Consider the following 21,061-nt stretch of genomic DNA (forward strand, 5'->3'; position numbering starts at 1 on the left):
GCTACTCCTTCCTGAGGACCTTCAGGATGCGATCCAGGTCATCGTATGAGAAGTAATCGACTTCCAGGGTGCCTTTTCCGCTGCCTTTTTCGACCAGGCGCACCTTGGTGCCGAGCCGCCGCTGCATCTCCTCCACCAGGCTCTTCACCTGGGGGCTCTGCTTCTTGGGCGTGGCGGGGGCGGACTCCTTGCCCTTGGCGCCCTTGGCCTGCTGCACGAGCTTCTCGGTGTCGCGCACGCTGAGCTTCTTGGCGGCCACCTGCGCGGCCAGCTCCTTCATCTCCGGCAGGCGCGGCACGCCGAGCAGCGCCCGGGCATGGCCCGCGCTCAACTGCCCCGCGGCCACCAGGCCCTTCACGTCGTCCGGCAGACCGAGCAGGCGCAAGGCATTGGCCACGGTGGGCCGCTCCTTGCCCACGCGCTGGGCCACCTGGTCCTGCGTGAGGCCGAACTCCTCGACGAGCCGGTGGTAGCCCTCGGCCTCTTCCATGGGGTTGAGGTCCGAGCGCTGGAGGTTCTCCACGAGCGCGAGCTCGAAGGCCTCCACCTCGGTGACCTCGCGCACGATGGCGGGGATTTCATGCAGCCCCGCGGCCTGGGAGGCGCGCCAGCGGCGCTCGCCGGCGATGAGCTTGTAGCCGCCCGCGCCGTCCTTGCGCACGAGCACCGGCTGCAACACGCCCTGGGCCTTGATGGACTCGGTGAGCTCGCGCAGCTTCTCCTCGTCGAACTGGCGGCGCGGCTGGAGCGTGTCGCGCTGGATGGCCTCGATGGGCAGCTTGATGAGGCCATTCTTCGGAGGCGGCGGGGGCTCGGGGGGAGCGGCCACCACGCTCGCGCCCGCGGGCACGGGCGGAGCCGCCTGGGGGATGAGGGCGGAGAGGCCGCGGCCCAGCGCCCGCTTCTGTTTGTCGGCATTCAGCACTGCGAGAACTCCCACCGGGGGCGGCCCCGGCCATTGCCAGCCCGGGTCGCCCCGGACGGCCAGGTGCTTGGAGTGTCACCGCGGGGAACCTGGACGACCCCGCGGGCGGAGCGCGGAAGGCGAGCCCGGCGGGGCCCTCTCGACGCGAACCGATTCACCACTTCGGCGGCCCTCATCCGCGTGCCGCCCGTCCCCTTCATGGGAGGCAAGCCGGGCGGCGGGGCCGGGGGCACTCAAGCCCGGGGCTGGACGGGAGCGGGCGCGGGCTCGCGCTGCATGATCTCCCGGCCGAGCGCGAGGTAGCTCTCGCAGCCCTTGGACTTGATGTCATAGAGGATGATGGGCTTGCCGAAGGAGGGGCACTCGGCGAGGCGCACGTTGCGCGGCACCACGGAGGAGAAGACCTGCTCCTTGAAGAAGCCGCGCACGTCGTCCACCACCTGGTTGGCGATGTTGGCGCGCGAGTCGAACATGGTGAGGAGGATGCCCTCCATCTTCAGGCCCGGGTTGAAGGCCTGGCGCACCAGATCGATGGTGTGGTTGAGCTGGGACAGGCCCTCGAGCGCGTAGTACTCGCACTGCAGGGGGATGAGGACCGAGTCGGCGGCGATGAGCGAGTTGAGCGTGAGCAGGCCGAGCGACGGCGGGCAGTCGATGAGGATGTAGTCGTACTGGTCGGCGAGGGGGCGGAGCGCGTCGCGCAGGCGGAACTCGCGCCGCTCCTGGCCCACGAGCTCGACCTCGGCGCCGGTGAGGTCCGGGGTGGCGGGGACCACCTGGAGGTAGCGCAGCTCGGTGGAGTGGAGCAGCTCGCTCATGGGGCGGCCGCCGAGCAGGGCGTCATAGACGGTGCCCTGGAGCGCCTCGCGCTTGAGTCCGAGTCCGCTGCCGGCATTGCCCTGGGGATCCATGTCGACCAGGAGCGTCTTGCGCTCGGCCGAGGCGAGGCTGGCGGCGAGATTGATGGCGGTGGTCGTCTTGCCGACGCCGCCCTTCTGGTTGGAGATGCAGATGATTCGACCCACGTGGCCCGTCCTTGGGGGAAGCCTGTAGCGACGCCATTGATCCATCAAACCGGGAGCTGATCCAGTCCACGGCCAGATCAACCTCTAACCCGCCCGCCTGACATGCGTCCGGGCCCGGCTGGGGCCCCGGTGGACGGCGGAAGGGGCTCCTGGAGGCGCCCCGAGGCGGACCCGGGGGGAGGTTTCACGTGGAACACCCGGACGCCTTGCCGGATGCCCGTTCCACGTGGAACACGGCGGGCGATGGGTTCCGTTCCCGGGGACCCCGTGAACCCGAGCGGCCCGGTGGACCTCCCCACCGCCCGGGCTCCGGGGGCGCCGCGCCCGGACCGGAACGAGGAGGCGAAGCGGGTGGAGGGAACGGGGAGGCGCCGGGGAACGGGGCGGCGGAAGGTTCCACGTGGAACACGGCGGAAAGGGGCGCGCGGCGCGTTCCACGTGGAACGGGGCCCGGAAGCGAGCGCGGCCCGTGCCCCCGCGAGAAGAACCCCGGCCCCGCCCGAAGTCCTCCGGACCGCCTTTCCGGCAAGTGGGGTCCGGACGTTCCACGTGGAGCACGGCAGAAGCGCTCCGAGGGACGTTCCACGTGGAACGTGAGGCCCTGTTCCGAAGTGGCTCCGGGTGCCCCTTCTCGCTCCCCTCCCCTTCCGGTTCGGGCCCGAGTCCCGACGCCAGAAAGCACGGTCCGGATGTTCCACGTGGAACACGGTGGCGCGGCTCCGCGCACCTGTTCCCGCCAGCGCGAGGTTCGCTGGTGCGGTGCTCCGGCCGTTCCACGTGGAACACGGGCCCGCGCATCAACGCCCCTTCCCCCTCCCCTTCCGGTCCCCGGTTCCACCTCCGGGAGGTGGGGGCGTTCCACGTGGAACATGGGGCCCCGTGTCCGAGCCCCTCCCTCCTTCCGCTCTCCTCCCCTTTCCGTCCGGTCCCCGGCTCCGTGGCGCGAAGAACGGTGGGGTGACGTTCCACGTGGAACATGGGGACCGAGCCTGGACCCCTCTTTCCGTGCCCCTCCCCTTTTCGTGCGGTCCCCGGTTCCGCCGCCGGAAGGAGGGGGGAGGTTCCACGTGGAACGCGAGGCCCGGACCAGGAGAAGGACGTCCCTCGCTTCCGTGGACCCTCTGGAGGATGGGGCCGGCAACCTCCCCTCCCCTTCTGGGTTGGGGATGCCGAACCGTGGGGCCGCTTCAGTTGGAGTCCGGGACAGGTTCACGTTCCACGTGGAACACGCCCGGGAGGTGTGCCGGGTCCGGAGAGTTCCCGGGTGGCGTGGCGGGAGGTCGGGGAGACGTGAGGCTCCCGCCAGGGTCCAGGTGGGACCGGAGAACTCTTCGAGGCCTTCGGTCCACGGTTCGGGGGCGCGGGAGCGTTCCACGTGGAACAGGGGGGTGGGTTCACACGTGGGGGAGCAGGGCGTGAACTCGGATGAGGTGGCGGAACAGCGCCTCCACCCGTTCGGGGAAACGAACGGACCGGGCGTTCCACGTGGAACAGGTCCTCGGCCCAAGGGCCAGTCCCGCGCCACTGACACTCCCTTCTCTTTTCGTGGTGGGGGACTCGCGGAAGCGGACCTCCAGGAGCCGAAGTGGCACACGCATCGCGGCGGAGTTCCCACGAGGCCCACGGCGCCGTATCGAGGCCCCCCGCTCCGCCCCCGTGGTCACGCGAGCTTCACGGGTCACCCGTTGGCGCCGGTGCTCGTCAGACCCCTCCGATAGTCGTGCGGCCCGGCTGCCCATCCATCGGGTGGCCCGTGCCCCGGGAGTCGCGCATGAGGCCAGGTTGGACGGTGGTGTTTCCGCTGCTGCTCGCCGCGTGCGGCTCCACCACCGGCGCGAGCAGTTCCTACGAACCGAAGCGCACGCCAGCGCCGGGGGCCTGGCCCGCCGTGAAGAAGGTGTTGCCCTGGTTGAGCGTGCCGGGCGGGCGGATGAGGACGACCCTCTTCTACGGACCCTGGCAGTACCGCCGGGAGTTCATGCACGACTGCCAGGTGCAGTGCGCGGGAGGGCCATCCAATCAAGGGCTGCATGTGGCTGGCCGACCTCAAGTTCGACTGGGAGGGCCACCTCATCCTCCTGCCCGTTCCCGTCGAGGGCGGGAGCCGCTACGGCATCTATCACTGCTGCTGTGACTACCCCGCCTTGTTGCCCGAGGAGACCACGAGCCGCCGCAGGGAGTGGGAGCGGATCCGGAAGTCATTTCGTCAGAGCTGGAGCGAGAGGTTCGGAGCCTGGCCCAGCAGTGGCAATAAGGCCTGGCCGGGACACCACATCCGGGATCTCTGGCACAGCGGAGACCCGGTCGATCCCAACAACGTCTTTCCCGCCCAGCCGGACGTGCACGACCTCTACAACCGGGTGTATCCCGCCTGCTACGCCGGGCAGCCGCCCTGGAATACAACCGGGCCCGACGTGCCCTACACCGACCATTGACGATGACCGCGCCCATGAGCCGTCTGCTCGCGGAGATCTCCCGCGAGCACTTTCCGTACCCTCCCGCCACACCCGAGGCGATCGCGGCGTTCGAGCATCGTGTGGGCTGGAAGCTGGATCCGGACCTGCGCGCCTTCTATCTGCACTGCGATGGCGCCGAATTGATCGAGCGGCTGCCCAACACGCCCTACCGCGTTCTCCCCTTGTCGAAGATCGTCCGGGCCCGGGTGGCCATCTACGGCGAGGATGACGAACAGTGGGGTCCCGCCTCGGTATACGCCCTGTGCGATGTGCAGGACGGCAACTACGTGCTGGTGGACGTGGCCCGTCAGGAGGATGGGCGCTACCCCCTCATCGACGGCTACCACGAGGCCTGGCCCGATCCGAAGTACTGCTCCCAGGTCGCTCGCTCCTTCTCGGAGTTCCTCGAGCAGGTCCTGCGCACCCGGCGCAACCTCTACTGGCTGGGCGAATGACTCCCCGGACATGACGAGGGCCGGAAGCCCCACCCTCGGACCCCGGCCCTCGCCGTCACTTCCGTCTGTCTGTCTTCGGGCCCCGCGCGCCCTCCCCTACTCCGCCCGCTTCTTGAACGCCGCCACCTGCCGCTCGGCCCGCGAGAACGGCAGCCGGTAGGCCCGCGCGGACACCAGCTCCAAGCCCCGCTTCCCCGCCTCCTCCCGCAGCGCCTCCTCCCCGAGCGCCTTGCCCAGCATCGCCACCACGTGCCCCCCAGGCGCCAGGTACGCCGGCGCCAGGTCCAACCAGTCCGGCAGATCCATGAACGCCCGCGCCAGCACCCGGTCCGCTCGCGGCAACCCTTCCACCTCGGGCCGGCCCTCCGCGCGCGTGTGCACCGCCTTCGTCCCCGCGAGCCCCAACCCCGGCACCGTCACCACCGCCTTGAGGTAGCCCACCTTCTTGCCCACCGCGTCCACCATCGTCACCGCAAGGCCCGAGCGCGCCATCTTCAACGGCAACCCCGGGAAGCCCGCCCCCGCCCCCACGTCCAGCACGCTCGTCACCCCCTCCACCTCCGGCAGCACCGCCAGCGAGTCCAGGAAGTGCTTCTCCAGCACCTCCTCCGGCGCGGTGATCGCCGTCAGGTTCACCTTCGCGTTCCACTTGAGCAGCTCGCCCATCAGCCGGTACAGCCGCTCGGGCACGTCCTCCCCCACGCTCACGCCCAACGCCTCACACCCCCGCCGCAGCTGATCGGCGAAGCGAGAATTGTCCACAGCCCACCCTCCCTCTCCGGGGTCTCAACCCCTCGAAATGACTGCACTCGGGGCCCTCCTCGGAGTTCCCCACACGTTGTCCACACCCCCCTGTGCGATCAGACGCCCCCTCGGGCCCCCTCGCCGAGCCCCTCGCGCTTGAGCGCCACCAGCAACAGGGAAATCGCCGCCGGCGTCAGCCCCGGCACCCGCCTCGCCTGCCCCACCGTGCCCGGCCGGTGCTTCTCCAGCTTCTCCACCGCCTCGGCCGACAAGCCCCGCACGCCCCCATACGCGAAGTCCCCCGGAATCCTCCACCCATCCCACGCCTCCGCCTCCCGCGCCGCCGCCCGCTCCGCCATCACGATGTAGCCCTCGTACTTCACCTCCACCTCCACCTCCTCCACCACGTCCGCCGCCAGCTCCGGCCACCCCTCCCCCGCCCCTCGCGCCAGGCTCGCGTACGTCACCTCCGGCCGCTTGAGCCGCGCCGCCAGCCCCGTGCGCTTGAGCCGCTCCACCTCCCCGCGCACCGCGCGCTCGCGCGCCTCCACCCGCTCGGCCAGCTCGCGCCCCACGAGCCCCACCCGCGCCCCATACCGCACGAGCCTCAGGTCCGCGTTCCCCTCGCGCAGCCGCAGCCGGTGCTCCGAGCGGCTCGTGAACATGCGGAAGGGCTCGTCCACGCCCCGCGTCACCAGCTCGTCCACCAGCACCGCCCCGTGCGCCTCGTGCCGCCCCAGCTCGAGCGCCGGCTCGCCCTTCACCTTCAGCCCCGCTTGAATCCCCGCGTACAATCCCTGGAAGGCCGCCTCCTCATAGCCGCTCGTGCCGTTGAGCTGCCCCGCGAAGTACAGGCCCTCCACGCGCTTGGTCTCCAGCGTGCCGTGCAGCTGCGTGGGCGGCGCGTAGTCGTACTCCACCGCGTAGCCGTAGCGCGCCACCTCCACGGCCCCGAGCCCCGGCAGCGTGCGCAGGAAGTCGAGCTGCACGTCCGCGGGCAGGCTCGTGGACAGCCCCGCCGGGTACACCAGCGGCGAGGTGGGGCCCTCGGGCTCGAGGAACACCAGGTGCCGCTCGCGCGCGGAGAAGCGCACCACCTTGTCCTCCAGCGACGGGCAGTAGCGCGGGCCCCGGCCCACAATCTCCCCCTGGTACAAGGGCGAGCGGTGCAGGTTGTCGCGCAAGATCCGGTGCGTCTCGGGCGTGGTGTACGTGAGCGCGCACGTGACGGCGGGCTGGCACGGAAACGCCGCGTCCGCTCCGGTCAGCTCCCGCGCCCACTTCGTGCGCAGCGACAGCGGGCGCGGGGGGAAGTCGCCGGGCTGGGGCGCGAGCGCGGCCCAGTCGATGCTGTCGCGCACCAGCCGCGCCGGGGTGCCCGTCTTGAAGCGGCCGAGCGTGAAGCCCAGCGCGCGCAGCGAGTCGGACAGGCCGCGCGCCGCCTCGTCCCCGAGCCGCCCGCCCACCTCCTTCTTCTCGCCCACGTGCATGAGCGCCTGGAGGAAGGTGCCGGTGGTGAGCAGCACCGCGCGCGCCGCCACCTGCGTGCCATCCCCGAGCACCACGCCCGCCACGCGTCCGCCCTCGGCCACCACCTGGGACACCTCGGCCTCGTGCACCGTGAGGCCCGGCTGGTTGAAGAGCACCGCCTGCATGGCCCGGGCGTAGGCGTCCCGGTCGCACAGCACGCGCGTGGCCTGCACCGCCGGGCCCTTGGAGGCGTTGAGCGTCTTGAAGTGCGTGCCGGTCAGGTCCGCCACCCGGCCCATCTCCCCGCCGAGCGCGTCCAGCTCGCGCACCAGGTGGCCCTTGGCCGTGCCGCCCACCGCCGGGTTGCAGCTCATGACCGCGGCGCGCTCGCGCTTGAGCGTGAGGGCGAGCGTGGACAGGCCCATGCGCGCGCACGCGAGCGCCGCCTCGCTGCCCGCATGCCCCAGCCCCACCACGATGACGTCGTATGCCTGCTTCATGCCGCTATCTCACGCGCCCGCCCTCCGAAGGCAAGAGGCCCCCTCCCCTCCCCTTCCCCGCCGGCCCGCCCCACTCCCGGCCCGGACCCCTCGGCGTCACTCCGGCGGCCCCCGGTGATTTTCTTCGCCTCCCAGGGCCTGTCGGCTATCTCGCCCGGGCCCCCGGACTCCACGTCCGGGAGCCCGACCTCGCGGCGCGCGCTCGCGCGACCGTCCTGACTGGAGATGAACCCCATGAACAACAAATGGATTGTCTGCCTCGCCCTCGCGCTCGCCGGATGCGGCGGCGCCGGCCCCCTTGGTGGCACGTGGAAGGGCGAGGCCGGTGGCTGGTCGGTGACGGTGGAGTTCGACCAGTACGCCACGCAGGGCGGCGCGAGCTCCTTCAGCGGAACCGCCACCGCCAACAAGCCGTCCTGCTTCAGCACCGGCACCGCGACGGCCACGCTCATCAACGACACGAGCACGACCCTCGTGTTGAGCTCCGTGGACTCCGCCTCCAACACCACCGTGCAGATCTCCGGGACGCTGTCCGGAGATCAGCTCACCGGGACCCTCACGGCGATCAGCACCCAGGACGAGGAGTGCAACACGGACAGCACCGCCATCACGCTCACGCGCCAGTAACCCGAGTCCCCCGGCGGCTCCCGGCCTCCCGACCCTCCCCGCCGGGAGCCGCCTGGGCCCTTCCCCTCCAGCGGCGCCCTCCCCACTCCCCGTCCGTCCCCCGAGGTCTCGCCCACTGTTTCAGTGGAAATTTTCCTCCACCTCTCCAGGTGCCATCGGCTATCCCGCCCGGGCCCCTGGACCGGAAGTCCGGGGGCGCTACCTCGCGGCGCGCGCTCGCGCGACCGCTCCTCCTGGAGATGAACCCCATGAACAACAAGTGGATTGTGTGTCTGGCCCTCGCGCTCACCGGCTGCGGCGGCAGCGGCCTCGGCGGCACGTGGAAGGGCGAGGCCGCCGGCTGGTCGGTGACCGTGGTCCTCGACGAGGCCACCGAGCAGAGCGGGACGAGCTACCTCACGGGCACCGTGAGCACCAACAAGTCGGCCTGCTTCAGAGACGGCACCGCGGCGGCCACGCTCGTCAACGGCAAGAGCGCGCAGATCCTGTCCACCGCCTCGGGCACCGCCTCCAGTACGACCGTCGTGGACATCACCGGGGAGCTGTCCGGCAACACGATCGTCGGCTACCTCGAGGCGACCAGCACCGCCGCGGAATGCGACACGGACCGCACCGCCATCACGCTCACGCGCCAGTAACCCGAGTCCCGCGGCGGCTCCTGGCCTCCCGACCCCTCGCGCCGGGAGCCGCCTCGGCACCTCCCCCTTCCAGCGGGGCCCCCTCCTCACTCCCCGTCCGTCCCTCGGGGCCGCTCCAACTGTTCAGTGGAGATTTTTCTCCACGGACCCAGGTTCCATCGGCTATCCCACCGGAACACCTTGGCCGCGGGCCCGGGTGCAGGACCTCGCGGCCGGGCGCGTAACCTGCTTGTCACTGGAGAGGATTCATCATGAAGAACTGGATTCTGTGTGTCGCCCTCGTCGTCGCCGGTTGCAACGCATGCGGTGGTGATGGCGGCGGCGGTGGCGGCGGTGGTGGTGGTGGCGGCGGCGGCGGCACCAACGCCTACATCGGCACGTGGAAGGGCGAGGTCAACGGCTGGTCGGTGAGCCTGGTGATCAAGGAGGCCACCGAACTGAACGGCGTGACCTTCGTCACGGGCACGGCCAGCACCAACAAGACCTCCTGCTTCAGCACCGGCGACGTGAGCGGCAACTTCAACCCCACCTCGGGCGCGACCCTCACCGCCGTGAGCGACGACAACAACACGACCATCAACGTCCTGGGGCCCGTGGCCAACGGCAAGATCACCGCCAGGGTCGAAGCGGAGGGCGAGACCGCCGACTGCACCTTCCAGAGCATGTCCACCACGTTCACCCGTCAGTAGCCTCCCCCGGGGCCCGGCGTCTCCGGGCCCGGGTGGACCCGGCGCCTCCCCCGTTCCACGGGGGGCGGAGGGAGGAGCCCCGGGGCCCTCAGCGCAGCGCGCGGAAGAAGGCGCGCACGTCCTCGAGGAAGAGCTCCGGCTGTTCCACCGCGGCGAAGTGGCCTCCCCGCGGCATCTCCGTGTAGCGCCTCAGGTTGTAGCGCCGCTCCACCCAGGAGCGCGGCGCCCGCCCCACGGCGACCTCCCGGGGAAAGGCCGCCACGCCCGTGGGCACCGGCACCGGGGTGGAGAGCAGCCCGGGCCCCAGACTGCCCAGCTCGGCGTAGAGGTTGGCCGCGCTCGCGATGCTGTTGGGCGCCCAGTAGAACATCAGGTTGGTCAGCAGCCAGTCCTTGGAGAAGACGCGCTCCACGTCCCCGCCGCAGTCGCTCCAGGTGCGGAACTTCTCGGGGATGATGACATCGAAGGCATCCAGGGGGCTGCCCCCGTGCGCGCCGGGGTCCGTCAGCGGGCCGATGAGGTGGAGGAACTCGTGGATGGAACCCGGCCAGCCGTGCAGCAGCACCAGCGTTGAGGGCGGCCTCGTGCGCGCGCCAGTCATAGCGGTGGCGCCAGTACTCACACAGCTCGCGCACGTAGGAGACGTCGGCGCCCCGCTCCCAGGCGCCCCCCGGGGAGGGGCTCGGGCCAGCGCGTGGCGTCCAGGCGGCGGTGGAGATCGGAGAGGACGGCGTCGGGCACGTGGATTCGGTGGGGACGAGGTGTCATGGCGCGGCACGCTAGCCAACGCGCCCCCCCTCCCCCACGAAGTCCTCCGCGCCGCGTCCGCTATCTCACCGCGCGCGCCCGGAGGGACTCGGAGGTCCCCCCGCGTGGGCCCTGGAGCACCGAGCCCCAGGGCCCGGTGCTTCACGGCGCGGCCGGAGCCGTGACGGGCGCCGGAGCGGCCTTCGTCTTCGCGCCCGCGAAGTCGCCCGCCTTCACCACCGTCACCTGCTTCCAGTCGAGCACCCGCGCCATCGCCGCGCGCACGTCCTCGGGCTTGAGCGCGCTCATGCGCTTCTCGAACGCGGCGTCGTAGGCGAGCGTGCGGTCATAGAAGAGGTACGAGGCGAGCGCGCGCGCCAGGCCCGAATCGTCCGCGCGGCCCGTGCGCCGGTACTCCAGCAGGCCCGCGCGCGCCTGCTCCAGCTCCTGCGCGCTGAAGCCCTTCTGCAGCACCTTCTCCACCTCCTCGCGCATGGCCGTCTCCAGCCGCTCGGCGTTCTGCGGCGCGTAGATGGCGAACGTGGAGAACATGCCCACCGGGTCCAACGCGCCCGCGCCCAGCGAGCTGCTCACCGAGTAGGACAGGCCGTCCTTCTGGCGCACGCGCGTGGCCAGGCGCGAGTTGAGGAAGCCGCCGCCGAGCAGGAAGTTGCCGAGCACCAGCGCCGGGTAGTCCGGCGAGTCGTCGCGCAGCACGAGCCCCTCGCCCGCGAAGAAGAGGGCGTTGGCCTTGTCCGGCGTCTCCACCACGAGCGCCTGGGCGCCCGTCTTGTAGGGCCGCGACGGCACGCGCTCGTAGGGGGCGGGGCTCTTCCAGCCGCCGAACAGCTCGGCCACCTGCGCCTTCAGCGCCTTGGCGTCGAAGTCACCCACCGCGGCGAGCTCGCCCTTGGAGGCGCCGTAGAACTCGCGGTGGAAGGCGCGCGCCTGCTCGAGCGTGGTGCCCTTGAGCTCGGCGAGCGACTCCTCGTAGGTGCTCACGTAGTAGGGGTGGCCCGGGGAGTAGGGCGAGAGCGCGCGCGAGAAGGCGAGGCGGCCCTGGTAGGCGGGCTCGCTGCGCTGGTTCTCCAGGGAGGCGAGCCGCTCCTGCTGCACGAGGGCGAACTCGTTGGGGTCGAAGGCCGGCTCGCGCAGCATCTCCGCCACGAGCTTCATCACCTCGGGGAGGCTCGCGCGGGGCGCCTCCACCGAGACACCGGCGCCGGTGAGCGAGCCCGACACGGACACCTGGGCCTTGAGCTTGTCGAGCGCGTCACGCAGCTGCTGGCGCGTGTGCTTCGTGGTGCCACGCATGAGCAGCGCGCCGGCGTAGTCCGCCGCGCCCGAGCGGCCGGTGAGCGCCTTCTCCGTGCCCCAGCGCAGCGACAGGGCCACGCTCACCATCTCCCCGCGCGTCTTCTTGGGCAGGAGCGCGAGCTTCAGGCCCCCCACCTGCGAGCGCGCCACGCGCTTCTCGATGTTGTCCGGCGACGGGTCGAACACCTCGCCCTGGGCCACGGCGGCGCGGCCCTTGTAGTCCTGGAGCAGGGCGGCCACGTCCACGCGCGGGGGCAGCTCGGCGCGCTCCGGCCGGGCGGTGGGGAGGAACTCGCCGAGCGTGCGGTTGGAGGACTTGAGGTACTGGGCCGCCACGCGCGTGACGTCCGCGGGGGTGACGGCCTCGATGCGGTCGCGGTGCAGGAAGAACAGACGCCAGTCGCCGATGGCGGCCCACTCGGAGAGCTCGATGGCGGCGCCCTCCGAGTCGTTGAGCGTGAGCTCCACCTGCTTGAGCAGGGCCGTCTTGGCGCGCTCCACCTCCTCGGCGGTGAAGGGCGTGCGCGCGGCGTCCTCGACGGTGGTGAGCAGCGCCTCGCGCGCGGCGTCGAGCGACTGGCCCTCGCGCACGGTGGCGCGGAAGGTGAGCACGCCCGGGTCATGCAGCTGCAGGCTGTAGCCGCCGGCGCTCGCGGCCTTCTTCGTCTCCACGAGCGCCTTGTACAGGCGGCCCGAGGGCGTCATGCCGAGCGAGAGCGCGAGCACGTCGATGGCGGCGAAGTCGGGGTGGGCGCCCTCGGGCACGTGGTAGACGGTGGTGAGGGCGCTCACGTCGCCCACGCGGCGCAGGGTGACGCGGCGCTCGCCGTCCTGCACGGGCTCCTCGGTGTAGGTGACGGGCAGGGGCTCTTTCGGGGCCTTGAGGCGGCCGAAGGTCTTCTCCACCTCGGCGAGCGCCTGGGAGGGCTCGAAGCGGCCGGCGAGCACCAGCATGGCGTTATCCGGCCGGTAGTACTTCTTGTAGAAGGCCTGGAGCCGATCGATGGGCACGTGCTCCAGGTCGGCGCGGGCGCCGATGGTGGACTTGCCGTAGTTGTGCCAGAGGTAGGCGGCGCTCATGACGCGCTGGTTGAGCACGCGGGAGGGGTCGTTCTCCCCGCGCTCCAGCTCGTTGCGCACCACGGTCATCTCGGTGTCGAGGTCCTTCCTGGAGATGAAGCTGTTGACCATGCGGTCGGCCTCGAAGGCGAGCGCCCAGCGCAGGTTGTCGTCCGAGGCGGGGAAGGTCTCGAAGTAGTTGGTCCGGTCGAGCCAGGTGGTGCCATTGGGGCGGGCGCCGCGCTGGGTGAGGGCCTGGGGCACGTTGGGGGTGGTGGGGGTGCCCTTGAACAGGAGGTGCTCGAGCAGGTGGGCCATGCCCGTCTCGCCATAGCCCTCGTGCCGCGAGCCGACGAAGTAGGTGATGTTGAGGGTGACGGTGGACTTGGTGGGGTCCGGGAAGAGCAGGACGCGCAAGCCATTGTCGAGCCGGTACTCGGAGATGCCCTCGACGCTGGTGAAGGGAGCGGGGAGGGAGGCCTGTGCCGGGGCGGCGGGCGCCTTGGCGAGCGCGGGAGCGGAGACGAGCAACAGGCCCAGGCCGAGCAGGCGCAGGCGGGAGGGGAAGGACATGCGGGAAGCCTCGAAGCGCGAGGGGTGGGCCAGATGACGTTTGGAAGCTACCAACCAGACGGGGTGCGCGGGTGTTCCCGAGAAGGGAAGGGGAGGGGGAATTCGGCGGGGGGCCCTGGCTTGACTCACCCCGCTTGAACGTTTCCAGTCCAGGGGATGAAGCCGCACCGCGCGTGGGGAGGCTGGCCGCTGCCCGTCCTCTGCCTCGAGTCCGCGTGCGTCACCGCCCCGCTGCGAGGGCGTGGGGTGCCCGCGGTTTAGCCCGACCGCGCGCCGACCATCGAGTCCACCCTGGACGTCCTGGAGCCGGGCGCCGTCCCTCCGCGTCCGGTGCCCCTTCCCCCGGCCGAGGTCCAGCGGGCCCTGCGGAGGCTCCCGCGCGACGTGCGGCTGACGGGGGCCCCCACGCGCGAGGCCGCTCGCTCCGCGCTCTCAGCCCCCACCTGACGCTGAAGAACTGCACGGAGTTGCCGGGACTTTGTTCACGCGCGGTTCGGGGAGCGTTTTGTCCGCGACGCTCACCGCGACGTGACTGAGCACGAGCCAACCAACACAAAAGCGGGCAGGGAGCACGAGTACTCCGGCTGACACCTCAGAGGCGGGGCTCCTTTTGCGAATGATTCCAGTGGGTATGACGAGGTTGGCCGTTGGTCCAGGCTCCTGGGGGGTCGTCATGCAACAAGCCCGTGTCGTCGGTCGCGGACAACCATGCCGCCCGGTATGGCTCGTTCTGGCATTTGGGTGTTCATCAACGAGCGCCTCGGGGTACGGTGGCAGCATCGCTAAAGCCAGTGACGAGGCATGTATGCGTCACGGGTTCTGGCCGTGGCAAGCCAACGACAAGCCCTGTCCTGGAGCCTGATCATGGAGACCCCACGCCAGGAGCGCGCCACGACGTTCGGTGAGGAGATCGATCTCCTCTTCATGGAATTCATGAAGACAGATGCGCCCTACGAGCAATGCAGGCGCGAACTCCTGAAACTGGAGAAACGCTGGCTGCAAAAGGCAAAGACTCCAGCCCAGCGCCTCGCGGTGCAGCGCATCATCGCGAAGACCCTCCTCACCGAGGCATTTGGATTCGGCATGCCGTGGAAGGAGTTCGGTCGGTGGCTTCGTCGTATCCAGAATCTCGGCTTCCGCGATCTGGGGATGCGCGTCCACGTCACCTGCTTCTACGTACAGTCCCTTCACCTCTTCCCTCGGCAGGCTCGTGAGGCGTGGGCCATGTTGGAGGACACGGAGCGAAGGGCGCGCCGACTCCGCCGAGAGCGCCCCCTGCGCGAGGAACATCTGGAGGCCATCGCGCACGCGAAGAAGGTTGCCCGCGTGCCACCGCCCCCTCCTCGATGACCGAACCGGACCCCGAACCCCGACCCCCCCATCGGCGACCCTCTCCGAGGAACACGAGTTCGGAGGTCATGCTACGCTCCGGCACCTCGGAGGTGGTTTTCGTGGCACCCGTCTTCAGGCACCCAGAACCCGGGGAGATGGTCGGCGACTATCGCATCCTGGAGAAGCTCGGCTCCGGTGGATTTGGCACGGTCTTCAAGGCGGAGCGCGGCGGCCTCTTCTTCGCCGTGAAGATGCTTCGCGCGAACGCGCTCGACGCACGCGCGCGAAGAGAGATCAGCATCCTTCTTCAACTGGAGAATCCCTGTGTCGCCCGCTTTCGCGCGTGCGACCGGTGGCTTGATCCGAAATTCGGGACTCCCTACCTCGTCATGGACTTCGTCCCCGGCATGACGCTGGAGGAGTTCGCCAAGGAGGAGAACCCCTCGGCGCGCGAGTCCGCTCGCATCATGTTGGAGACCGCACTCACCCTCGGGGAAGTCCACGTCCAGGGTGTCTTTCATCGAGACCTGAAGCCCGAGAACATCCTCATCAAGAGCAAGAACGAGCGGCCCGTGCTGATCGACTTCGGAGTCGGCACCTATGCCGGTGCTCCCATGATCACCCCGTTCGGTCTACCGCCAGGGACGTCTGAGTTCCGCTCGCCGGAGGCGTATCTCTTCAGCCGCTCGAACCCCGAACTCGTCCACTACGAGTTCAGTGCGAGCGATGAACTGTGGGCGCTCGGCGTCAGCTTCTATTGGCTCCTGACCAACGTGCTGCCGTTTGGCGACAGGAACCATTGGGAGGGGGGCGGACTCGCGGAGCGGATCATCCGTCAGAGGCCCATGGCTCCGCACGTTCTCAACTCGCGAGTCCCGCGCGCCCTCTCCGACATCTGCATGAAGATGTTGGAGAAGAAGCCGGAGGAGCGTTACGCGAGCGCCGTGGAACTGTGTGCGGTCCTGGGGGGCGCCCTGGCCGCTGCCGGGGAGGACTCACTCTGGGACCTCCCGCTGTTCGATCCAGACGCGCCCGACACCCAGACGACCGAGGAAGAGCCGTCCCTGGTGGATGCGCACGAGGACGAAGAGACACGCCTGCTGCGCAAGTGGGCGAGGGCCCAGCCTCGACGCGGACGGAAGCCGAAGAAGGGAGCCGAGCCCGCTGCGAATCAGGACGACGTTCCGACTGTCGCGGCGGAGCCGGAGCCCGATGACGCGCTCCCCGTGAAGGTCCCTGAAGGGCTCGCCGCCGCGAGGATGCGTGCCTTTCCCCATCTCGAGGAAGGGCTTGCCTCTTCACCGGAGAGCGCCGAACACGGCCAGGAGAGCGAAGCACCACGAGTCCCGGCCCCCGCCGAAGCACCGCGAGCGACAGCGGCTCCGCCCACTCGGATGTCGCGTCGTCGCGCTTGCCTCGCGGCCGCGGCGGGGCTCGCCGTCGTGGTGCTCGGCGCGATCCTGTTCGCCAAACCGCCGCGCTCTCCGCCTGGTGGGGTAAGTCCACTCGGTGCGTCATCCGAGGCCGTTCCCACCCGACAAGCCGAGTCCGGCCGTGAAGTGGCGCGATCCACGAAGCCGCTGGATCCTCCAAGCGGAGAAGGCGCCGAGCCCACGGTGGGCTCCATCTCCGCGCCTGGGATGACCATGATGCTTCGCAAGAATGACAGCGGCGAAAAGCCCCCACAGAAGAAGACAAAGGTTCTCGGGCATGCGGCCAAGGTCATCGGTACGGGCCTGGTTTGCAATGCGTTGGCGGGATGTACGACCCCCCAACAAGTGCGGCCGACTCCGGAGTCTGCCCCGTGTCCGGCGGGTGCGGTCGAGACGATGACGACGCTCGGCATCACCATCGGGTACTCACATGACGCGGTCTTCCAGGTTTCCCCCGCTCAATACATCCCCGTGCGAGAGGGGGACACAACCATCGAGTTGCTCGGGGGCTGGGGCAAGTTGCCGGATGCGACCCTCTTGTCTGGGCGGCTGATTTTCGGAGATGGGCGCGTGTACGCAAGACTCACCGAGGCCAAGGTGCCGGGCGGAGGGACATTCAAGGTCTGTATGGAAATGCTCGACGAGCAAGGAAGGAGAGGCGCAGGCCGGAAGCCGGGTGGCGGACCGGAGAGCGTACGGATTTTCTCCTCGGTGGCCGTGAAAGCCGTCAACAGCTTCGAGTAGAGGCCAGCCGAATGGCCAGTACCATCACCGGGCCCAGTCATCACGGAGCCCGGAGACGTGATAGAGGCGGACACCGTCTCTGCTTTGGAGTCTTCTCCCCGTGTCTGCTTCGTCACCTGCTGCGTTCCTGATGCTGCTTCTTCTCGCGGGGAATTCCGCCACTGCTCAAACCTGCCCTCCACCTGGAGCGCTGGAAGACCGCTGCATCGAGCTGACAGCGCAAGGGACCCACGAAGTTTCCGAAGTGCAGCTCAGTCCAGGGCAGCCCACGACCTTCCGCTTCGACTCGGATGTGCGTGCGGACGGGATGACGCTGGAGAATCGCGAGCACTTCGAGGTGGCACCTGGAAAGCGGCTCATCACGCTTGAACCCTCGGAGAAAGCGCGCGGTGCGAAGCCCAGCACGCTGACGGTGTGCTTCGCGGATGGCTCGGCTCCTGCTTGCACCTCCTTCCGGCTGATCATTCATCCCGCGATGGGCGAGCGCCGGGTGGAGATCTTCCGCCACGCGCGTTCGCTGGACTCCGTCCAAGCCGAGTTGAGGAAGACGCGCGAGGAAAACACGGGACTGCGCGCGGAAGTCCAACAGATGCGCGCGGAACGAGACAGGCCGGATGGGCTCATTGGCCTGTTCGCTTCCGGCATGATGGGAGGAGAGGGCATCCCGTCTCAAACCATCAGCGAGTCCATCACCGCGCGCGAGCGCAACACCCTCCAGCAAAGCAAGGTGAAAACGCTTCGCGCTCCTGGCCGAGTTGCCATGGAGTTGTGGCTGGAGAACCCGGACACGGCGAAGTCGTGGACGCCGCGAGGCGCGGTGCTCGTCGGCGCCAAGGGCGAGCGGCTGGACGCGACCTTCTGGCCAGCCGAGCCGATTGCCTCGGGGGAGCGGCGGAGCATCTGGATCGAGGTGATGGCCCTGGAAAAACGAACCCAGGGCACCTTCACCTTGAAGCTGTGGGAGGCCGACGGCCAACGAACCTTCGTCATCGGGAACGTGACCTTCCCGGCGTTGGCCGTGGCGCCAGGGCTTTGATGCGAGCCCTGGTGGGCCTTGCCTGACGCTCCCTCGCCGCACCGAACTACCAGCAGCGCGCGGCGAACACGGCGAGCAACAGTCGGTTGCTTGACTCTCCTTGTCTGACCGTCTTCAGTCCGTGCGATGCAGTGGAAACGCGCCGTGTCTACCCGTCGTCTCGTGAACCAGCGTCCGTGGGGGACGATGCAGCACCGCACGTGGGGAGGCTGGCTGCTGCCCGTCCTCTTCCTCGAGTCCGCATGTGTCACCGCCCCGCCGCGAGGGAGTGGGGTGCCCGCGGAGAAGCCGAGCCCCGCGCCGGCCATCGAGTACACCCTGGACGTCCTGGAGCCGGGCGCCGTTTCCCCACGGCCGGTCCCCATCCCCCCGGCCGAGTTCCAGCGGGCCCTGCGTCGGCTCTCGCGCGACGTGCGGCTGACGGGGACTTCCGCGCGCGAGACCGCCCGCACGCTGTTGAACGCGCCGCCGCCACCGGAGCCGGACGTCGAGCACCTGGACATGCAGGGCCAGTGGCTGCTGGAGCACTACGGCGGGCGGAGCTACACCTTCGTGCCCTTGAGCCAGACGGGCCCGGTGCCCCTGTCGCCCGAGGCGGAGGAGGCCTTGAAGGTGAAGTACCTCAGGTGGTGCGAGCGCCGTGGCGGAGGCGACTGTCTGGGTTTGTTGGAGGATGGGCCCCATCTGCGCGCGGAGGACCGGCGCACGCTGGCGCTGGCCCTGGCGTTCGGCCCGGTGCTGGACGAGACGCGCGCGGCGCTCGGGCGCGAATTGCTGGACGTGAGGGCCCTGGTGTCCCTGATTGTCTGGACGGTGGCGCTCTACTGCGCGGCCTGGGTGGTGCCCGAGCCCACCAGCAAGGCACTGGCCGCGGGACTCACGGTGATTCTGCTGGCGTGGCTGGGGGTGGAGACGGTGTGGGGGCTCATGGACGGGTACAGCCGCATGGCCGTGGCGGCGCGCGAGGCCACCACCTTCGAGGAGCTGCGCGCGGCGGGTGAGGGCTTCGGCCAGGTGCTGGGGGAGGACGCGGCGCGGACGATGATTCTGGCGGTGACGACGCTGGGCGGGCGCACGCTGGGAGAGATGGCGGCGCGGGTGAAGTCATTGCCGGGCCATGGCCTGGCGGGAGCGCGGTGGAAGGCGCAGGGAGGGAGCACCGTGCTAGAGCCCGGCATGGCGCTGTCGGGCGAGGAGGCCCTGGCCCAGGCGGTGGCGACGGTGGAGGGGGTGGCGATGTCTGCCCGAGGCCCCCTGGCGGTGGTGATGCTCAAGCAGGGTAGGGGGAAGGGACCGGGGGGAGGTGGCTCCACCACCGTGATTCGCCATCGGGGCGGCAACGTGCAGGTGGAACTCGCCAATGGACAACGCTGGCATTTGCCGCGCGGCAAGTCGCTCGCGGACATTCCCACGACAGACAAGGTGGGGGACCAGCTCCAGGAGGCGGTCACCCAGGCGGCGAGGGAATGGGGGCCTGGAAAGCTCACTCCCGAGGAGAAAATTGCCATCCAGGATGCGCTGGACAAGGGCAAGTATTGGCTGGCGCGACTCCTGGAGCGTGAGGCCCGGGGTCGCTTCGTGGAAGGGAGGGTATCTCGGCGGTTCGGGCATCTCTACGATTTCAACCGGAACAGGGGGGTCGATGTCATTGACCCCAAGACCGGCGCCCGGTACGAGATTCTCTCCGGCACGGAGTCGAACATGGCACGGCATGGCCGCCGCATGGCGGGCGAGTTCTTCCGGATGCTCACCTTCTGAAAGGTCGGCGAATGCTCTTCACCAAGGTCTTCTACGAAGACAAGGAAATCCAAAACGAGCGGCTGGAGTTGACGGACAAAGGCTCGCTCTATTTCGTCGGTCCCAACCTGACGCTGAAGAATTGCACCCTCGTCCTGAAAGTGCCCGCCAGGAACCTGATCTTCGATGGAGTACGTTTCATCGATTGCACCTTCGAGGTGAAGCAGGAACTGAAGAATCACCAATCTTGGGTCTTCGCCTCGCTCAAGGGCTGCAAGTTCAAGGGCAATCTGTCGGGCTGTGACTTCGGCCATTGGCCCGGTTACTCGGAGGGGTCGGAACACGGCTCCATCGAGGACTGTGATTTCACCGAGGCCCGCCTGGACGGCTGCCGCATCATGGGCTGTGACCCGGCCACCGTGCGCTTTCCCAAGTGGCCCTGCTTCACCATCCTGGACCCCATCGGCAACAGCCGCGCGCTCAAGAGCGCCACCTGGCCTGGGCGCTTCGGCCGCATCGTCATCGACGACCTCGCCACCTACCCCACGGGCACCCGAGCCCTCACGTTCTACGCCCCCTTCAAAGCAAAACGCTTCGACACCACCCCGGAAGCGCTCCAGGCCGTCATCCAGCAGTTCGACTGCATCCTCTCCTGACGCTCCCTCGCCGCCGCCCCAACATCGAGCACGGTGGGTACCTATCCGGACAGCTACAAGTACGAGATTCTCTCCGGCACGGAGTCGAACATGGCACGGCATGGCAGACGCATGGCGGGCGAGTTCTTCCGGATGCTCACCTTTTGAGAGGAGTCGATCATGGGATGGCTCGAAAACGTCATCTTCCGGGACCGGGAAATCGAGAACGAGCGCCTGGAACTGACGGACAAGAACTCGCTCTACTATCTCAGCACCCACCTGACGCTGAAGAATTGCACGGTCGTCTTGAAGGTGCCCGCCAGGAACCTGATCATCAAGCAGGCCCGTTTCATCGATTGCACCTTCGAGGTGAAGCAGGAACTGAAGAATCACCAATCCTGGGTCTTCGCCTCGCTCAAGGGCTGCAAGTTCAAGGGCAATCTGTCGGGCTGTGACTTCGGCCATTGGCCCGGTTACTCGGAGGGGTCGGAGCACGGCTCCATCGAGGACTGTGATTTCACCGAGTCCCGCATGGACGGCTGCCGCATCATGGGCTGTGACCCAGCCACCGTGCGCTTTCCCAAGTGGCCCTGTTTCACCATCCTGGACCCCATCGGCAACAGCCGCGCGCTCAGGAGCGCCACCTGGCCCGGGCGCTTCGGCCGCATCGTCATCGACGACCTCGCCGATTACCCCACGGGCACCCGAGCCCTCACGTTCTATGCCCCCTTCAAAGCGAAACGCTTCGACACCACCCCGGAAGCGCTCCAGGCCGTCATCCAGCAGTTCGACTGCATCCTCTCCTGACGCTCCCTCGCCGCCGCCCCAACATCGAGCACGGTGGGTACCTATCCGGACAGCTACAAATACGAGATTCTCTCCGGGACCGAGTCGAACATGGCACGGCATGGCAGACGTA

17 protein-coding genes are annotated in these 21,061 nt (G+C 69.1%); 11 read left to right on the forward strand and 6 right to left on the reverse strand.

The genetic code is table 11. The features are described from left to right. Window position 1: 1 nt before the first annotated feature. Complete coding sequence (locus tag F0U63_RS48520; protein WP_395842300.1) at window positions 2-925, reverse strand: ParB/RepB/Spo0J family partition protein; 924 nt, start codon at window positions 923-925, stop codon at window positions 2-4. A 233-nt stretch (window positions 926-1,158) separates the two neighbouring features. Next, on the reverse strand, window positions 1,159-1,950 hold the full coding sequence (locus F0U63_RS48525) for a ParA family protein (RefSeq protein ID WP_395842303.1): 792 nt from the start codon (window positions 1,948-1,950) through the stop codon (window positions 1,159-1,161). A 2,030-nt stretch (window positions 1,951-3,980) separates the two neighbouring features. Between F0U63_RS48525 and F0U63_RS48530 the strand changes: the two genes are divergently transcribed. After that, the gene (locus tag F0U63_RS48530; protein ID WP_395842305.1) at window positions 3,981-4,385 is read left to right on the forward strand and encodes a hypothetical protein; all 405 of its coding nucleotides are present in this window, start codon (window positions 3,981-3,983) and stop codon (window positions 4,383-4,385) included. Between the two features lie 2 nt (window positions 4,386-4,387). Then, window positions 4,388-4,861: an SMI1/KNR4 family protein gene (locus F0U63_RS48535; RefSeq protein WP_395842307.1), complete on the forward strand. Its 474-nt coding sequence runs from the start codon at window positions 4,388-4,390 to the stop codon at window positions 4,859-4,861. 96 nt (window positions 4,862-4,957) lie between these two features. Here the strand turns inward: F0U63_RS48535 and rsmG are convergent, their stop codons facing one another. Continuing rightward, on the reverse strand, window positions 4,958-5,623 hold the full coding sequence (rsmG, locus tag F0U63_RS48540; RefSeq protein WP_395842309.1) for a 16S rRNA (guanine(527)-N(7))-methyltransferase RsmG: 666 nt from the start codon (window positions 5,621-5,623) through the stop codon (window positions 4,958-4,960). A 98-nt stretch (window positions 5,624-5,721) separates the two neighbouring features. Further along, the gene (gene mnmG / locus F0U63_RS48545; protein ID WP_395842311.1) at window positions 5,722-7,575 is read right to left on the reverse strand and encodes a tRNA uridine-5-carboxymethylaminomethyl(34) synthesis enzyme MnmG; all 1,854 of its coding nucleotides are present in this window, start codon (window positions 7,573-7,575) and stop codon (window positions 5,722-5,724) included. 234 nt (window positions 7,576-7,809) lie between these two features. On the opposite strand from mnmG, the gene F0U63_RS48550 reads away from it, so the two are divergent. From F0U63_RS48550 to F0U63_RS48560, 3 genes are all read left to right on the forward strand, one after another. Further along, window positions 7,810-8,202 (forward strand): hypothetical protein, encoded by a 393-nt coding sequence (locus tag F0U63_RS48550; protein WP_395842313.1) that lies wholly within the window; start codon window positions 7,810-7,812, stop codon window positions 8,200-8,202. Between the two features lie 248 nt (window positions 8,203-8,450). Further along, window positions 8,451-8,840 carry a hypothetical protein gene (locus F0U63_RS48555; protein WP_395842316.1) on the forward strand — a complete coding sequence of 130 codons (390 nt, stop codon included), beginning with the start codon at window positions 8,451-8,453 and terminating at the stop codon, window positions 8,838-8,840. 251 nt (window positions 8,841-9,091) lie between these two features. Continuing rightward, window positions 9,092-9,529, forward strand: coding sequence for a hypothetical protein (locus tag F0U63_RS48560; RefSeq protein WP_395842318.1), 438 nt, complete (start codon window positions 9,092-9,094; stop codon window positions 9,527-9,529). 88 nt (window positions 9,530-9,617) lie between these two features. Here the strand turns inward: F0U63_RS48560 and F0U63_RS48565 are convergent, their stop codons facing one another. After that, window positions 9,618-10,130, reverse strand: coding sequence for an alpha/beta fold hydrolase (locus tag F0U63_RS48565; protein WP_395842321.1), 513 nt, complete (start codon window positions 10,128-10,130; stop codon window positions 9,618-9,620). Window positions 10,131-10,438: 308 nt separating this feature from the next. Next, entirely contained in the window at window positions 10,439-13,225 is a 2,787-nt protein-coding gene (locus F0U63_RS48570; RefSeq protein WP_395842323.1) for a M16 family metallopeptidase, read from the reverse strand. 864 nt (window positions 13,226-14,089) lie between these two features. Between F0U63_RS48570 and F0U63_RS48575 the strand changes: the two genes are divergently transcribed. The 6 genes from F0U63_RS48575 to F0U63_RS48600 all read left to right on the forward strand — a co-directional run bounded on the left by F0U63_RS48575 (window position 14,090) and on the right by F0U63_RS48600 (window position 20,949). Beyond that, window positions 14,090-14,575 (forward strand): hypothetical protein, encoded by a 486-nt coding sequence (locus F0U63_RS48575; RefSeq protein WP_395842325.1) that lies wholly within the window; start codon window positions 14,090-14,092, stop codon window positions 14,573-14,575. A 137-nt stretch (window positions 14,576-14,712) separates the two neighbouring features. Further along, window positions 14,713-16,734, forward strand: coding sequence for a serine/threonine protein kinase (locus F0U63_RS48580; protein ID WP_395842327.1), 2,022 nt, complete (start codon window positions 14,713-14,715; stop codon window positions 16,732-16,734). Window positions 16,735-16,864: 130 nt separating this feature from the next. Continuing rightward, window positions 16,865-17,770 carry a DUF2381 family protein gene (locus F0U63_RS48585; RefSeq protein ID WP_395842329.1) on the forward strand — a complete coding sequence of 302 codons (906 nt, stop codon included), beginning with the start codon at window positions 16,865-16,867 and terminating at the stop codon, window positions 17,768-17,770. A 144-nt stretch (window positions 17,771-17,914) separates the two neighbouring features. After that, window positions 17,915-19,528, forward strand: a complete 1,614-nt coding sequence (locus F0U63_RS48590; RefSeq protein ID WP_395842332.1) for a hypothetical protein — start codon at window positions 17,915-17,917, stop codon at window positions 19,526-19,528. 11 nt (window positions 19,529-19,539) lie between these two features. Further along, window positions 19,540-20,163 carry a pentapeptide repeat-containing protein gene (locus F0U63_RS48595; RefSeq protein ID WP_395842334.1) on the forward strand — a complete coding sequence of 208 codons (624 nt, stop codon included), beginning with the start codon at window positions 19,540-19,542 and terminating at the stop codon, window positions 20,161-20,163. A gap of 159 nt (window positions 20,164-20,322) precedes the next feature. Beyond that, complete coding sequence (locus tag F0U63_RS48600; protein WP_395842336.1) at window positions 20,323-20,949, forward strand: hypothetical protein; 627 nt, start codon at window positions 20,323-20,325, stop codon at window positions 20,947-20,949. Window positions 20,950-21,061 lie beyond the last annotated feature (112 nt).

This window comes from Cystobacter fuscus (assembly GCF_044360685.1).
Lineage (GTDB): Bacteria > Myxococcota > Myxococcia > Myxococcales > Myxococcaceae > Cystobacter > Cystobacter fuscus_C.

Excerpts from the sequence above, each read along its gene's own strand:
- F0U63_RS48530 (WP_395842305.1), top strand. The coding sequence starts at position 3,981 with ATGTGGCTGGCCGACCTCAAGTTCGACTGGGAGGGCCACCTCATCCTC.
- F0U63_RS48565 (WP_395842321.1), bottom strand. The coding sequence starts at position 10,130 with ATGACTGGCGCGCGCACGAGGCCGCCCTCAACGCTGGTGCTGCTGCAC.
- F0U63_RS48570 (WP_395842323.1), bottom strand. The coding sequence starts at position 13,225 with ATGTCCTTCCCCTCCCGCCTGCGCCTGCTCGGCCTGGGCCTGTTGCTC.
- F0U63_RS48585 (WP_395842329.1), top strand. The coding sequence starts at position 16,865 with ATGCTGCTTCTTCTCGCGGGGAATTCCGCCACTGCTCAAACCTGCCCT.
- F0U63_RS48560 (WP_395842318.1), top strand. The coding sequence starts at position 9,092 with ATGAAGAACTGGATTCTGTGTGTCGCCCTCGTCGTCGCCGGTTGCAAC.
- F0U63_RS48550 (WP_395842313.1), top strand. The coding sequence starts at position 7,810 with ATGAACAACAAATGGATTGTCTGCCTCGCCCTCGCGCTCGCCGGATGC.
- F0U63_RS48555 (WP_395842316.1), top strand. The coding sequence starts at position 8,451 with ATGAACAACAAGTGGATTGTGTGTCTGGCCCTCGCGCTCACCGGCTGC.
- F0U63_RS48595 (WP_395842334.1), top strand. The coding sequence starts at position 19,540 with ATGCTCTTCACCAAGGTCTTCTACGAAGACAAGGAAATCCAAAACGAG.
- mnmG (WP_395842311.1), bottom strand. The coding sequence starts at position 7,575 with ATGAAGCAGGCATACGACGTCATCGTGGTGGGGCTGGGGCATGCGGGC.
- F0U63_RS48535 (WP_395842307.1), top strand. The coding sequence starts at position 4,388 with ATGACCGCGCCCATGAGCCGTCTGCTCGCGGAGATCTCCCGCGAGCAC.
- F0U63_RS48575 (WP_395842325.1), top strand. The coding sequence starts at position 14,090 with ATGGAGACCCCACGCCAGGAGCGCGCCACGACGTTCGGTGAGGAGATC.
- F0U63_RS48600 (WP_395842336.1), top strand. The coding sequence starts at position 20,323 with ATGGGATGGCTCGAAAACGTCATCTTCCGGGACCGGGAAATCGAGAAC.
- F0U63_RS48580 (WP_395842327.1), top strand. The coding sequence starts at position 14,713 with ATGGTCGGCGACTATCGCATCCTGGAGAAGCTCGGCTCCGGTGGATTT.